This is a genomic window from Humibacillus sp. DSM 29435, from assembly GCF_001758225.1.
GTDB lineage: Bacteria > Actinomycetota > Actinomycetes > Actinomycetales > Dermatophilaceae > DSM-29435.
This window is the reverse complement of sequence record NZ_MAST01000004.1, coordinates 146,327-159,809: the sequence shown is the minus strand read 5'-3', so window position 1 is coordinate 159,809 and position 13,483 is coordinate 146,327. Positions and strand designations below refer to the sequence as shown.

The window sequence follows — 13,483 nt, the reverse complement described above, 5'->3', positions numbered from 1 at the left end:
GTTCCTCTCAGACAAGATGGGTCACGGCTTGCTCGCCGGGTCGGTCGGGCCCACGAGAGGTCGCTGCGAGCGCTTGTGGTCGGTGTAGTCGGCGTAGGCCGCCTGGGTCGTGTCGAGCGTGGAGGCCGCGCTGACCGGTACGTCCCACCAGCCGTTTCCGTCTGGTGCGTAGACGGTCGGGTCGGTCTCGACGTGAATGACGATGGGGCCGCCGTCAGACGGCGCCGCCTTCGCCTCCCTGATGGCCCGCAACAGATCGCCGCGCGAGTGCACCTCGATGACGTGCGCCCCGAGACTGCGGGCGTTCGCGGCCAGGTCGACCGGCAGCCGGTCGCCGTCGAGGCGCCGGCTCAGCTCACCGCGGTAGCGGTAGGCCGTGCCGAAACGCTGCGAACCGAGTGACTCTGACAGAGAGCCGATCGAGTGGAACCCGTGGTTCTGCACCAGCACCACGACCACCTTGATGCGCTCCTGAACGGCTGTGACGAGCTCCGTTGGCATCATGAGGTATCCGCCATCGCCCACCATGGCGAAAACATCACGGGTCTGGTCGGCCAGCCGCACGCCGATCGACGCCGGCACCTCGTAGCCCATGCACGAGTAGCCGTACTCGACGTGGTAGGCCTTGCGGTCGCGCACGCGCCAGAGCTTGTGCAGGTCGCCCGGCATGGAGCCGGCGGCACAGAGCACGACGTCACGAGCATCCGTCAGCTCGTTGACCGCACCGATCACCTCCGCCTGGGTGAGCAGCCCGTCGTTCAGTGCGTCTCTCACCTCGGATGACGGGTGATAGGCGGCCTCGACGGCGCGGTCCCACTCGCTCCAGAGCTCGGCCTGGCGCGCCCGGTAGACACGGTCGACGGTGTAGCCCTCGAGTGCCGCCGAAAGGGCGGTCAGCGCCTCGCGAGCGTCGGCCACCACCGCGAGGCCGGCCTGCTTGCCCGCGTCGAAGCGCGCGACGTTGATGTTGACGAAACGAACTCCGCTGTCTTGGAACGCTGTTCGTGATGCGGTCGTGAAGTCGCCCCATCTTGTGCCGATGCCTACGACCACGTCGGCCTGGGCGGCCAAGGCGTTCGCCGCCGACGTACCGGTCGAGCCGACTGCCCCCATCTGCTGGGGGTGGCCGTGGGGCAGCGACCCCTTGCCCGCCTGAGTCTCGCTGACGGGGATGCCGCTCTGCTCGCATAGCGCCTGGAGCGCCGCCTCGGCTCCCGAGTAGTGCACCCCCCCACCCGCGACGATGAGGGGCCGCGCTGCCGCCCGGATGACGGCGGCGGCGTCTGCGATGTCGACCGCCTCGGGCCGCGGCCGTGCCACCCGCCAGGTGCGCACCGCGAAGAGCTCGACGGGCCAGTCGAAGGCCTCGGCCTGCACGTCCTGTGGCAGCACGATCGTCACGGCGCCGGTCTCGGCGGGATCGGTGAGCACACGCATGGCGCCGAGCAGCGCCGAGGGCAGCTGCTCCGGCCGGCTCACCCGGTCGAAGAACCGCGAGAGCGGCCGGAAGGCGTCGTTGACCGTGACGTCAGCGGCATACGGCACCTCGAGCTCTTGCAGCACCGGCGCGCTCACCCGCGTGGCGAAGGTGCCGGACGGAAGCAGCAGCACCGGCAGCCGGTTGATCGTCGCGAGGGCCGCCCCGGTGAGCATGTTGGTCGAACCCGGACCCACGGATGCCGTACACACCCACGTCTGTAGACGGTCCTTCTGACGGGCGTAGGCGACGGACGTGTGCACCATGGCCTGCTCGTTGCGGGCCAGTACGTAGGGCAGGTGCTGGTCGTCGGGCCGGCTGGACCCGTCGGACGCCGCGCCGTGCTCGACCTCGTTCTGCAGCAGGGCCTGCCCGATGCCGGCGACGTTGCCGTGGCCGAAGATGCCGAAGCATCCGGCGAACAGCTTCTGCCGCTCACCGTCGCGCTCACTCCACTGGTTGGCGAGGAAGCGCACCACGGCCTGCGCCACCGTGAGCCGAACGCTGCTACGAGCCTGAGTCATGGCATGCCTCCCAGAGGCAGTCGGGGGTCGACGGGCAAGGCGGCCCAGGTGTCGCGCACCCAGCCGTGGGCCGGGTCGTCACAGATCAGCCAGGCCCGTTCCGGCCCGGGCCCGGCCATCACGTTGAGGTAGTAGAGGTCGTAGCCGGGAACTGCCATCGCAGGTCCGTGCCAGCCGTGCGGCACTAGCACGACATCGCCTGAGCGCACGTCGGTCAGCACGTCGATGGGACGCTCTTGCGTGCCGTAGACCCGTTGGTAGCCGATCGGGTCGGCCCCCGCTGCGTCAGGTGATGCGGCAGTCGGGGCCACCTCGAAGTAGTAGATCTCCTCGAGCTCGCTCTCGACCCCCGGGCGCTCCTCGTCGTGCTTGTGCGGTGGGTAGCTGCTCCAGTTGCCGGCCGGGGTGATGACCTCGCAGGCAATCATCGAGTCGGCGTCGAGCACCCCCGGTGTGCCGAAGTTGCGCACCTCGCGGGAAGCGATGCCGGCGCCGCGCAGCTCGACGGGCACGTCGGCCGCGGCCAGATGCCGAAAGGAGTGGGCAGCGTCGCTCTTGGTGGCGACGGCGGTGCAGACGGCCACCCGGGCGTCGCCTACAGCGCTGATCTGGAGGCGGGCGCCCCGGGGAACGTACGCGGTGTCGGTGGGGCCGGTGAAAACCGAGGCCCGGCCGGCCAGCACGACGTCGTGCCGAGCACCGGAGCCCTCGACACAGGTCACTGTGACCGAACCCGACAGGGGCACGACGAGCAGCTCACGATCACCGGCTTCGAGGGTGCGCCGCTCACGGTCGCTGAGGACGCCGATGTAGAGCCCCGTGTGCGACCAGCTCGAAGCGTCGGGCTCGATGACGACGTCCCAGCCCTCGCGGGCGGCCGAGCCCAACGGCCGCACCCACTGCGCATTGTCGGTCACGAGGCCACCCCGTGCACGAGCTCGGCGGCGATGTCGACGGCGGCCGCGACGTCACCGTCGGGGGGAAAGAGCAGCGCTCGCCCGCCGACCAGCCCACGCACGGCGGGCAGCTCGAGGGCTCGACCCCACAAGGCGTAGGTGTCGTGCGGGTCGCCTTGCGGGTCGCCACCGAGCAGGAGCGTCGGGAGCGTCGTGGCGTCCATGACCCGTTCGAGCTGTTCGACGACGGGCACCTTGAGCCAGGTGTAGGCGCTGGATGCTCCGAGGCCTGCCGCGATGTGCATCGAGAGGATCGTGGAGTCGGGGTCGAGCAGGTTCGAGACCCTCCCGCCGGTGTGAACCGACATGAAGGGCTCGACCATAGCCATCAGCCGGTGCTCGGCAAGCTCGGTGACCGCACGCGCACTGCCCTCGAGGGTCGCTGACGTGCCCGCGTCATCGAGGCAGATGCGCGTGAGCATCTTGCCGCCGTCCATCCTGTTCGCGGCGATGTCGGACGCCCGATAGGCCGTGAACCGGTCGTCGAGCTCGAACGTGGCTCCCTGCAGGCCACCGCGGTTCATCGACCCGATGACGATCTTGCCGTCGAGCGCCCCGAGCAGCAACAGATCGTCGAGGATGTCGGGGGTGCCGAGCACGCCGTCGACCCCGGGCCGAGAGACTGCGGTAGCCAGCCGTTCGAGGAAGCTGCTGCGGCTCTCCATGGCAGTGGAGCCGCGCACGCCGAGAGCCCCGCGAGCGGGGTGGTCGGCAGCGACGACGAGCAGGCGCCCGTCGACGCCGACCAGCTCGCGGCGTCGGCGCACCTGCCACTGTTCGGCGATACGGTGCGGCTCGCGCACCCGGATCTCGGTCAGGTCTCTCACCGACACGCTGCTGGTGGTCATCAGCCCTCCTCGTGGGTGGCGGCGAAGTCAGGCGAACCCCTGGAGGCGAGCTGCTCACGCACCTCGAGCGAGGTGGGCATGGCCGTGGAGCACTCGAGCTTCGAGGCGACGAGCGCTCCTGCCACGTTGGCGAACTCGACAACGCGCCGTAGGTCCCACCCACTGAGCAGCCCATGGCACAAGGCTCCGCCGAAGGCATCACCGGCCCCAAGACCATTGACCACCTCGACCGGGAACGGAGGCACCTCCACACGTTCGTCACGGGTGGCCGCCAGCACCCCCTTCGGGCCCTGCTTGACGATCGCCAGCTCGACGCCTCGCTCGAGCAGGGCGTCGGCCGCGCGCTGCGGGTCGGTCTCACCGACGGCCACCTCGCACTCCTCACGGTTGCCCACCGCCACGGTGGCGTGATCAAGAGCCGCATCGACCTGCAGGCTCGCCTCGGCGGCGTTCGGCCAGAACATCGGCCGGTAGTCGAGGTCGAGCACCGTATGGGTGCCCCGGCCCCGGGCCCGCAGCGCGACGAGATGGGCGGCCCGGCTCGGCTCCTGCGACAGCCCGGTGACCGTGGCCCAGAAGATTCGGGCGAGCGTGATCGCCTCGAGCGGCAGCTCGCTCGCCTCGATCATGAGGTCGGGCGCGGTCGGATAGCGGTAGAAGTAGAGCGGGAAGTCGTCTGGGGGAAACACCTCGCAGAAGGTCACCGGAGTGGGCGGGCCGTCTACTGACGTGACGAAGCGGTCGTCGACCCCGAAGTCGACCAGGGCTTCGTGGATGTAGCGGCCGAACGGGTCGTTCCCGGTGCGAGTGACGAGTGCCACCCGTCTGCCGTGCCGCGCTGCCGCCACCGCCACGTTCGTGGCGCTGCCGCCGAGGAACTTCTCGAAGGTGCGCACCTTCTCGAGCCCCACCCCATGCTGGAGGGGATAGATGTCGACACCGGTGCGCCCGATCGCCACGAGGTCGTACACCCCGACGCCGGCCGAGAGCCGAGGGCCGCCCGACTGATGGGCCGTGTAGTCGGTGCTCACAGCGTGTCGATCTCGTCGAGCCGCACGACGCGCCCCTCGCGGCGCGAGACCTCACAGGCCTCGGAGACGCGGAACGCCTCCAGCGCGTCGCCCACCGTGCACGCCGAGACCCGGTGACCGCCTACGACCTCCGCGAAGGCCTTCAGCTCGGCCTGGTAGGCGGGCAGAAAACGTTCCATGAACGACCGGTGGCGCGCGCCGGTCGGGTAGCCGGCTCCCGGTTCCGCAGAGGTGACCGCGAGGGAGTTGTCGAAGCCGACGCCCAGCGTGGCCTCGCTGCCCATCACCTCCAGGCGCACGTCGTGGCCGGCGCCGTTGTAGCGCGTGGCGGTGACCGTGGCGAGGGTGCCGTCGTCGAGGGTCAGCACGGCCGCCGCCGTGTCGACGTCTCCAGCCTCGGAGAAGAACGGGGCCCCCTTGTTCGCCCCGGTCGCGTAGACCGAGGCGACCTCGCGCCCCGTGACAAACCGGATGATGTCGAAGTCGTGCACCGAGCAGTCGCGGAGCAGGCCCCCACTTGTCGGGATGTAGGTGGCGTGGGGCGGGGCCTGGTCGTGGGTGTTGGCCCGGATGGTGTGCACGAAGCCGAGCTCGCCGCGGGCGACGGCGGCAGCGACCCGGCCGTAGCCGGAGTCGAACCGTCGCTGGAAACCGACCTGCACCGGCACACTCGACGCATCGACGAGCTTCGCGAGCTCGATGGTCTCGGCGAGCGTCGCCGCCAGCGGCTTCTCGCAGAAGGTCGGGAGTCCGGCCGCGACAGCCTGCCTCAGAAGGGCGGCGTGGCCCGGGGTGGCGGTGGCGACGACGAGGCCGTCGATGTCGGAGGCGAGCAGCTCGGTCGGCGATGCGGCGAACGACACTCCGAGGCGGTCGGCCAGGGCGCGAGCCGCGTCGGTGACGACGTCGGTGACCACCAGCTCGTCGACGAGGTCGAGACCCCTCAGCGTCTCGGCGTGGAAGGCGCCGATGCGACCCACTCCCGCCAAGCCGATCCGCATGGGTCTCCGATCGAGTCAGGTCGTGCTGAGCGAGGCGGCGATCTTCGGCCAAACGTGATCGTGCCGCACCAGCTCGCGGCTGTCAAACATATGTCAGAACATTAAGATGTCGGATCTTTTCTTGACAGTCTGGCCGGCAGCCGGGATGCTTCTCGCTGTTCGGCGCCGCCGACAACAGGAGCCTTGATGAAGAGCTGGACGTCATGCACCCCGTGTGAAGCCCGGGCGCGGCCGTGGAGCAGAAGGGCGGCGGTCGCTGGCGCACGGTCAGCCTTGGCCCTGCGGGCGATTGCCGAACCCCGCCATGGCTGAGCGGCTGGACGTACGGATCGACCGCGACACCCCGGTGCCGCTCTACCACCAGCTGGCCCAGCAGCTGCAGGTCGCCATCACCAGCGGGGCCCTCGCCCCCGGTGACCCGTTCGAGAACGAGGTCGCGATGGCCGACCGGCTGGGTCTCTCACGCCCCACCGTGCGGCGCGCCATCCAGGTGCTCGTGGCCCAGGGTCTGCTGCTGCGCCGTCGCGGTCTCGGCACAACCGTCGCCCGCCGCCAGATCCACCGCAGGGCCGAGCTGACCAGCCTCTACGACGACCTGCTGCGCGAGAGGGGCGTGGCGCCCAGCACCTCCGTGCTCAGTCACGAGATGGTCACCGACGAGGTCGCGGCGAGTGCCATGGGCCTTGCGGTCGACACTCCTCTGTTGCACATCGTGCGGTTGCGCAGGGCCGGTGATATCGACCTGGCCGTGCTGCACAACTGGTTGCCTCCCGCCTACTCCGACCTCACCCGCGACGAGCTGGAGGGTGACGGCCTGTACTCGCTGTTGCGCGTGCGCGGCGCCAAGCCCGTCGTGGCTCATCAGCGCATCGGTGCGCGGCCGCCCTCGTCATCGGAGCGAAAGTACCTGGGTCTGACCCCGTCACAACCGGTGCTCACCATGACGCGCGCCGCTTTCGACGGCATGGGCAACCCGGTCGAGTACGGCGACCACTGCTACCGCGCCCAGGACTACGCCATCGAGGTCATGGTCGACGAGCGCTGACCCCCCGGACCGTCGGTCGGAGCAGAGCGTCAAAGGCCTGACCCGCCTGGCTCAGGGCGGTCGAAGACTGCGGCCAGGGTCGGGATCCGGCCGCAGTAGCCCTGGAACAGCACGCGGGCCGTGGTGACGGAGTCGACCAGGGGATGCAGGGCGAGAGCGTGTACGGCCAGGCTCGCTGAGTGTGTTCGGGCCGCTTGGATCGCCAGGCGCTCGACCGCTTTCACCTGCTGAACGAGTCCGAGCTGGGCTCCGGCGAGCGGCGGCGCACCCACGGGTCGAGGGCCCTTCGCATCAACCTCACAGAGAACCTCCACCACGGCGTCAGGCGGTAGGCCCGGCACCGCAGACCCGTTGCGAACATTGAGGATCATCTGCTTCGGACGGTCGTGCCTGATGGCGGCCATGATGTCGAGGGCCACACCCTCGTAGCCGCCGCCCGCGACATCGGCCGCATCACGCGACTCGTCGTCGGTACGGCTCTCCTTCATATACGTCTCGTCACGTTCCGCCCGCACCTGGCGCCATCGCCCGACCGCACTGCCGGGGTCGCGCGCGACGGCGTCGTAGAAGGCGGTCTGCTGGCTGAGCAGGAACTCCCCGCGGGTCTGGGCATCACCTCGGATCGCCGATACGGCATCCCGTGTGAAGTAGTAGTAGTAGAGGTACTCGTTGGGAATGGCGCCGAGCGACTGGATCCACTCCGCGCCGAAGAGCCGGCCTTCTTCGATGCCCGACAGCAGCCCGGGGTCAGCGATGAGATCGGGCAGCACGTTGCGCCCCTCGTGCCCGAGCGCCTGCAGCCAGCCCAGGTGGTTGAGACCCACGTAGTCAAGCGAAGTCGTGTCGGGATCATGGCCGAGGGCACGAGCAGCTCGCCTCCCCAAGCCGATCGGTGAGTCGCAGATGCCGATGACCCGCTCTCCCAGCACCTGCTGCATCGCTTCGGTGATCATGCCAGCCGGGTTGGTGAAGTTGATGACCCAGGCCCTCGGGCAGACCGCGGCCACTCGTTCAGCGATGCGCACGGCGACCGGCACGGTGCGCAAACCGAAGGACAGACCTCCTGGGCCCGTGGTCTCCTGGCCCAACAGTCCGAGGTCGAGCGCGACCCGCTCGTCGACCGTGCGACCGGCCAGCCCGCCGACGCGAACCGCCGAGAACACGAAGTCAGCCCCGGCCAAGGCCGTGTCGAGGTCATCGGTGACGTCGATGACGGCAGCGCCGTCGAAGCCCTGCGCCATACCCCGCAGAACATGGCCGATGGCCTCGAGGCGGGCCGGGTCGCGGTCGTAGAGCGACACGTGGGTCACCCGCTGCGGGTTCGGGTCGTTGAGTACCGCTTCGTAGACCAACGGCACGCGGAACCCGCCGCCGCCCAGAATCGCCAGCTTCATGCGATGACCACTTCCACGCTCGTCTTGGCCAGGAGGGCCAATGTGTCGGCGTCGGCTCCCGGGTTGGTGACGACAGCAGTCAACTCTCCGGCGCCGCAGACACGGAGGGTGCCGGTCCCCGGGAACTTGTGCTGGTCGGCCACGAGTACGACGCGGTCAGAAGCAGCGATCAGAGCGCGTTTGACCGGAACCTCGACGAGCGTGGTGTCGAGCACGGCGCCGTCGGCGCGCACCCCACTCGCCCCGACGAAGGCCACATCAGCGTGAACCTGACGAAGCGCGTCCTCGGTCAGCACGCCCACCAGCGAGTGGTAGGGCCTGCGGACGTAGCCGCCGAGCAACACGAGCTCGACCCGTGAGTCGTCACGCAGCGCGTCGAGCACCGCCAGGCTCGCCGTGATGACCGTGATCGGTCGCTCGCGCAGCTCGAGGGCCAACAGGTGGGTCGTCGTGCCGATGTCGAGCAGAACCGTGTCACCGTCTTCCACCATCTGCCCCGCCCGCCGCGCCACGGCCCGTTTGCACTCCACGTGCGCGGCGGCAACCGTGGAGAAGGGGCGGCTGAGGTCGGCATCGTCTGTCAGCAAGAGCGCACCGCCGTTGACGCGGACGAGCTGGCCGGAGGCGTCGAGCAGCTGGAGGTCGCGGCGGATCGTTGAGGCACTGACGCCGAAGGTATGGACCAGATCGTCGACCGACGCGACACCGCGCAGCTTCAGCTGTTGGACGATCTCAAGATGCCGATGCTGTCGCACACCAGGCAACATAACAGTCGACGCCGCGCACATCTGCGCATTGACGCGCATTCTGTGACTCAAAATGCTTGTCATCCTCGTCGAGGTGCGGGCAGGATGTGCAACACGCTCCGACTGACGCAGAAAGGTGCTCGCCCGTGGCTGGTTGTGGCTATGACCCTCTCGCGAAGAGCCGTGCGCCCGGATCGCCCACCTACGACGTCCTGTTGTCGGGCACCGTCTTCCTGGACGTCATCTTCACGGGGATGAGCCAGCTGCCGTCCCCGGGAACGGAGGTCTGGGCCGACGGCATGGGGTCGAGCCCCGGCGGGATCGCCAATCTCGCCGTCGCCGCGAGCCGGCTGGGCCTGCGCACCTCGCTGGCTGCCGCCTTCGGCGACGACGTCTACGCCGACTTCTGCTGGGACGCACTCTGCAACCAGGAGAACGTCGACCTCAGCCGGTCACGGCGTTTCGACGGCTGGCACTCCCCGGTGACGATGTCGATGGCGGTCAACCATGACCGCAGCATGGTGACGCACGCCCACGCCTCTCCTCTCAGCGCGACCGAGCTCATCCAGTCTCCGCCTCACAGCCGGGCCGTCATGGTCGACCTCGGCAACACCGACCCCCTCGGCGATTCTGAGAACCCGACGTGGGTCGACCGCGCCCGGGCGCAGGGCTCGCTCGTCTTCGCTGATATCGGCTGGGACCCGACCGGCACCTGGAGCAGCTCCATGCTCGACCAGCTGGGCTGCTGTCACGCCTTCTTACCCAACGCCGGCGAGGCGATGGCCTACACCCGCACCGAAACGGCGCACGACGCGCTCTACGCATTGGCCGACCGGGTGCCCATGGCGGTCGTCACGAACGGCGCCCAGGGAGCGCTCGCCATCGACGCGACGACCGGTGAGGAGGCTCAGGTTCCAGCCCTGCGGGTCCGAGCCCTCGACCCGACCGGCGCCGGTGACGTCTTCGGTGCCGGCGTCGTCCTGGGCACCCTGGCTGGATGGCCACTTCAGGACCGGCTGGCGTTCGCCGCGTTGTGCTCCGGCCTGGCAGTGCAGCACTTCGGCGGTTCGCTCTCCGCGCCCGGGTGGGGCGACATCGGTGACTGGTGGCACGGGGTCCGCGATGCCAACGAACGGTCGAGCTACCACCTCTCGCTGCGTCGCCGCTACGCCTTCCTCGAAGACCTGGTGCCCGACATCCCAGTGGGTGCCGTGCACCGCGCCCACGCCACCATCGCTCGCAACGCCGACATCGCCCAGTTCACGACCCAGTGACGGAGCGCTCATCACCCCTGCACGAACTCAAAGGAGTCCCGACATGATCCGCTCTCGAGCAGTCACGCTGATGACTGGTGTGCTCGGCGTCGCCCTGCTGGCGACCGCCTGCACGCCGGGAAGCAACACCCCCACCACCGCCGCGCCCACCGTCAGCTCGGTCAAGACCGATGCGGCCGGCCTCGGCAACGTGACCCTGACGGTGTGGGACCAGGAGGTGCGCGGTGGTCAAGCGGCCCAGATGAAGAAGCTCAACGACGAGTTCCAGAAGAAGTACCCCAACATCAAGATCAAGCGAGTGTCGCGTTCCTTCGAGGACCTCAAAACCACCCTCCGTCTCGCGCTCAGTGGCAACGAACCTCCCGATGTCGTTCAGGCCAACAACGGCCGCTCCGACATGGGGGAGTTCGTCAAGGCCAACGAGCTGCTACCGCTCGACACCTGGGCCAAGGCCTACGGCTGGAACGATCGCTACCCGGCTTCGGTTCGTCAGTACGTCTCCTACAGCCCCGACGGCAAGACGTTCGGCGAAGGCAACCTCTACGGTCTGCCCCAGGTCGGTGAGGTGGTGGGCATCTACTACGACAAGAAGGTGCTGGCCGCTGCCGGAGTGAAGCAACCGGCGACGTGGGCCGAGTTCGAGCAGTCGCTGCAGACGCTGAAGGACGACGGCGCCGTACCGCTGATGTTCGGCAACCTCGAGAAATGGCCGGCCATCCACATCTTCGGCACGATCCAGGGCCGTACCACCCCCGTCGACCAGATTCGCGGGCTCGCCTTCGGTCGTAAAGGTCCCACCTGGAACACGCCCGAGAACCAGAAGGCGGCCCAGACGCTCGTCACCTGGGTCGACAAGGGGTACTTCAACTCCGGCTTCAACGGCAAGGACTACGACCCCGCGTGGCAGGACTTCAGCAAGGGCACCGGTGCCTACCTCATCGGTGGCACGTGGCTGCAGGCCGACCTTCAGAAGACGATGGGTGCCAACGTCGGCTTCATGCTGCCCCCCGGCGCTAGCGCAGACGCCAAGCCCATCGCCACCGGCGGAACGGGCCTGCCGTTCTCGATCACGACCAAGAGCAAGAACCCGGATGCCGCAGCGGCCTACCTCGACTTCATCACGAACAAGAACGCGGCCACGGTGCTGACCGAGACCGAGAACCTCCCGCTCGCCTACGTTGCCGACCAGAAGACCGGTGGCGGGCTGCAGAAGGACGTGTTCAGCAGCTTCGCGACGGTGGTCGACGGTGAGGGCCTGGTGCCCTACCTCGACTTCGCGACGCCGACGATGTACGACACGCTCGGGGCCGCGCTGCAGGACCTGCTGGCCAAGAAGAGCACCCCCGACCAGTTCCTGGCCACGATCGAGAAGGACCGCAGCGCCTTCGTCACGAAGAACGGCTAAGTGACGCTGGGGGCGGGCCTCGGGGTTCGGGGCGGCAACGCCGACCCGAACCGCCGACCCGGCACGACCAAGGGTTCCCGGGGTGCGCCGGGTGAGCCGCGCCGCATCGCCTACCTCTACATCCTGCCGGCCTTCCTCGTGTACGCCGCGTTCCTGCTCTACCCGCTGTTGCGGGCCGTCCAGCTCTCGTTCTACGACTGGGACGGCCTGACCCTCGCCTCGTGGGTGGGCTTCGACAACTACGCCGCGGTGCTGCAGGACGAGGGCCTGCGTGGCGCGTTCGGGCACGCCCTCGTGCTCATCTTCTTCTTCGCGGTTCTTCCGGTGGCCGTGGGTCTGGTGCTCGCCTCGATCCTGAACCGAGCACGGGTGCGAGGCCTGCCGTTCTTCCGCACCGTCGTCTTCCTCCCGCAGGTCATCGCCATGGTCGTGGTGGCCGTCGCCTGGCGGCGCATCTATGCCCCCGACGGCAGCCTGAACGGCATCCTGGATGCCGTTGGGCTGGGTTCGCTCGGCCGAGCGTGGCTCGGTGACTACAGCGCCGCCCTGCCGGCCATCGGCTTCATCGGCACCTGGTTCGAGACCGGCCTGGTCACGGTGCTGCTGCTCGCTGGGATGGGCCGCATCGGCAACGAGCTCTACGAGGCGGCCCGCCTCGACGGGGCCGGGCCGGTGCGCGAGTTCTTCGCGGTCACGCTGCCTTCCGTCCGGGGTGAGATCGCCGTCGCCCTGACGCTCACGGTCATCGCCGCGCTGCGCACCTTCGACCTCGTGTACGTCACCACCCGTGGCGGTCCGGGAAACACGACGTCGGTGCCGTCGTACGAGGTCTACAACCGGGCCTTCCAGCTCGGGCAGGTCGGTTCGGCGGCTGCCATCGGCGTCTGCCTGACTCTCGTTATCTTCTCGATCGCCTTTCTCATCAACCGTATCGGCGACCGGGGTGACGCATGAAGGTCTCGAGCGGCGAGCGGACCGCCAACTACGTCATCCTCCTCGCCTTCGCGACCTTCGCGCTGTGGCCGATCCTGACGGTGCTCGCCTCGGCGCTCGGGGCGCCCGACTCGGGCGACAGCGGCGGCCTCACCGTTGCCGGCCTGCACCTCGGCAACTTCGCCGAAGCGTGGCAGATCGGCCAGTTCGGCACCTACCTGCGGATGTCGTTGTTGGTCTCGGTGTTCACCGTGGTCGTCAGCGTGGTGCTCTCGGTGCTGAGCGGCTACGCCTTCGGCTGCATGAGCTTCCGAGGTTCGCAGGTGCTCTTCTACGTGTTCCTGCTCGGCATCATGATGCCGAGCGAGGCCGTCGTCGTGCCGCTGTTCTTCGACCTGCGCGCCATCGGCCTGACCAACACGTTCTGGGCGGTCGTGCTGCCGCAGGTGGCCCAGTCGGTGGCGTTCGGAACCTTCTGGATGCGCGCCTACTTCCGTTCGAGCAGCAGGGTGCTGGTCGAAGCGGCTCGCGTCGACGGCGCCTCGACCCGGCGCATCCTGTGGCAGGTGCTGGTGCCGCTCGCCCGACCGGCCATCGTCACCATGATCGTGCTCGTCTTCATGTGGACCTGGAACGAGTTCCTGATCCCTCTGGTCATGGTCACCGACGAGTCGCTGCGCACCGCGCCGCTCGGGCTGGCCTTCTTCCAGGGCCAGTACACCTCGGGGTTCACCCTGCTGGCCGCCGGCGCCGTCATCGTCGCGACACCGGTCGTCGTGCTCTATCTCTTCCTCCAACGCCATTTCATCGCAGGGATGCTCGAGGGCGCCATCAGGGAGTAATGCAGTA

Annotated in this window: 12 protein-coding genes; 5 read left to right on the top strand and 7 right to left on the bottom strand. The window is 68.7% G+C overall.

Annotation, left to right across the window (positions count from 1 at the left end; all coding sequences use genetic code 11):
* Positions 1 to 21: 21 nt before the first annotated feature.
* From iolD to BA895_RS04520, 5 genes are read right to left on the bottom strand one after another with little or no spacing between them, the layout of a single operon-like run.
* A complete protein-coding gene (gene iolD / locus BA895_RS04540) occupies positions 22 to 2,001 on the bottom strand; it encodes a 3D-(3,5/4)-trihydroxycyclohexane-1,2-dione acylhydrolase (decyclizing) (protein WP_070190690.1) in 1,980 nt (659 codons plus the stop codon).
* A complete protein-coding gene (gene iolB, locus BA895_RS04535; protein WP_070190689.1) occupies positions 1,998 to 2,918 on the bottom strand; it encodes a 5-deoxy-glucuronate isomerase in 921 nt (306 codons plus the stop codon). Before iolB ends, iolD begins: the two co-directional genes overlap by 4 nt.
* Positions 2,915 to 3,805 (bottom strand): deoxyribose-phosphate aldolase, encoded by an 891-nt coding sequence (locus BA895_RS04530; RefSeq protein ID WP_070190688.1) that lies wholly within the window; start codon positions 3,803 to 3,805, stop codon positions 2,915 to 2,917. Before BA895_RS04530 ends, iolB begins: the two co-directional genes overlap by 4 nt.
* Positions 3,805 to 4,776, bottom strand: coding sequence for a 5-dehydro-2-deoxygluconokinase (iolC, locus tag BA895_RS04525; protein ID WP_070190749.1), 972 nt, complete (start codon positions 4,774 to 4,776; stop codon positions 3,805 to 3,807). The genes BA895_RS04530 and iolC overlap by 1 nt, the downstream gene beginning before the upstream one ends.
* A 56-nt stretch (positions 4,777 to 4,832) precedes the next feature.
* Positions 4,833 to 5,837 (bottom strand): Gfo/Idh/MocA family oxidoreductase, encoded by a 1,005-nt coding sequence (locus tag BA895_RS04520; RefSeq protein ID WP_070190687.1) that lies wholly within the window; start codon positions 5,835 to 5,837, stop codon positions 4,833 to 4,835.
* 304 nt (positions 5,838 to 6,141) lie between these two features.
* Here BA895_RS04520 and BA895_RS04515 point away from each other — a divergent pair, with 304 nt between their 5' ends.
* Complete coding sequence (locus tag BA895_RS04515) at positions 6,142 to 6,882, top strand: GntR family transcriptional regulator (RefSeq protein ID WP_070190686.1); 741 nt, start codon at positions 6,142 to 6,144, stop codon at positions 6,880 to 6,882.
* A 29-nt stretch (positions 6,883 to 6,911) separates the two neighbouring features.
* Here the strand turns inward: BA895_RS04515 and BA895_RS04510 are convergent, their stop codons facing one another.
* Together BA895_RS04510 and BA895_RS04505 are read right to left on the bottom strand one after the other, a co-directional pair.
* On the bottom strand, positions 6,912 to 8,276 hold the full coding sequence (locus BA895_RS04510) for a 6-phospho-beta-glucosidase (RefSeq protein ID WP_070190685.1): 1,365 nt from the start codon (positions 8,274 to 8,276) through the stop codon (positions 6,912 to 6,914).
* Positions 8,273 to 9,031 (bottom strand): DeoR/GlpR family DNA-binding transcription regulator, encoded by a 759-nt coding sequence (locus BA895_RS04505; RefSeq protein WP_254666316.1) that lies wholly within the window; start codon positions 9,029 to 9,031, stop codon positions 8,273 to 8,275. Before BA895_RS04505 ends, BA895_RS04510 begins: the two co-directional genes overlap by 4 nt.
* Positions 9,032 to 9,168: 137 nt before the next feature.
* On the opposite strand from BA895_RS04505, the gene BA895_RS04500 reads away from it, so the two are divergent.
* The 4 genes from BA895_RS04500 (at position 9,169) to BA895_RS04485 (ending at position 13,476) form a co-directional block, all read left to right on the top strand.
* Positions 9,169 to 10,296 carry a carbohydrate kinase family protein gene (locus BA895_RS04500; protein WP_070190683.1) on the top strand — a complete coding sequence of 376 codons (1,128 nt, stop codon included), beginning with the start codon at positions 9,169 to 9,171 and terminating at the stop codon, positions 10,294 to 10,296.
* A 43-nt stretch (positions 10,297 to 10,339) separates the two neighbouring features.
* Positions 10,340 to 11,701, top strand: a complete 1,362-nt coding sequence (locus tag BA895_RS04495; protein WP_070190682.1) for an extracellular solute-binding protein — start codon at positions 10,340 to 10,342, stop codon at positions 11,699 to 11,701.
* Between the two features lie 105 nt (positions 11,702 to 11,806).
* Complete coding sequence (locus BA895_RS04490; RefSeq protein WP_070190748.1) at positions 11,807 to 12,655, top strand: carbohydrate ABC transporter permease; 849 nt, start codon at positions 11,807 to 11,809, stop codon at positions 12,653 to 12,655.
* Positions 12,652 to 13,476 (top strand): carbohydrate ABC transporter permease, encoded by an 825-nt coding sequence (locus BA895_RS04485; protein ID WP_070190681.1) that lies wholly within the window; start codon positions 12,652 to 12,654, stop codon positions 13,474 to 13,476. Before BA895_RS04490 ends, BA895_RS04485 begins: the two co-directional genes overlap by 4 nt.
* The last annotated feature ends 7 nt before the right edge of the window (positions 13,477 to 13,483 follow it).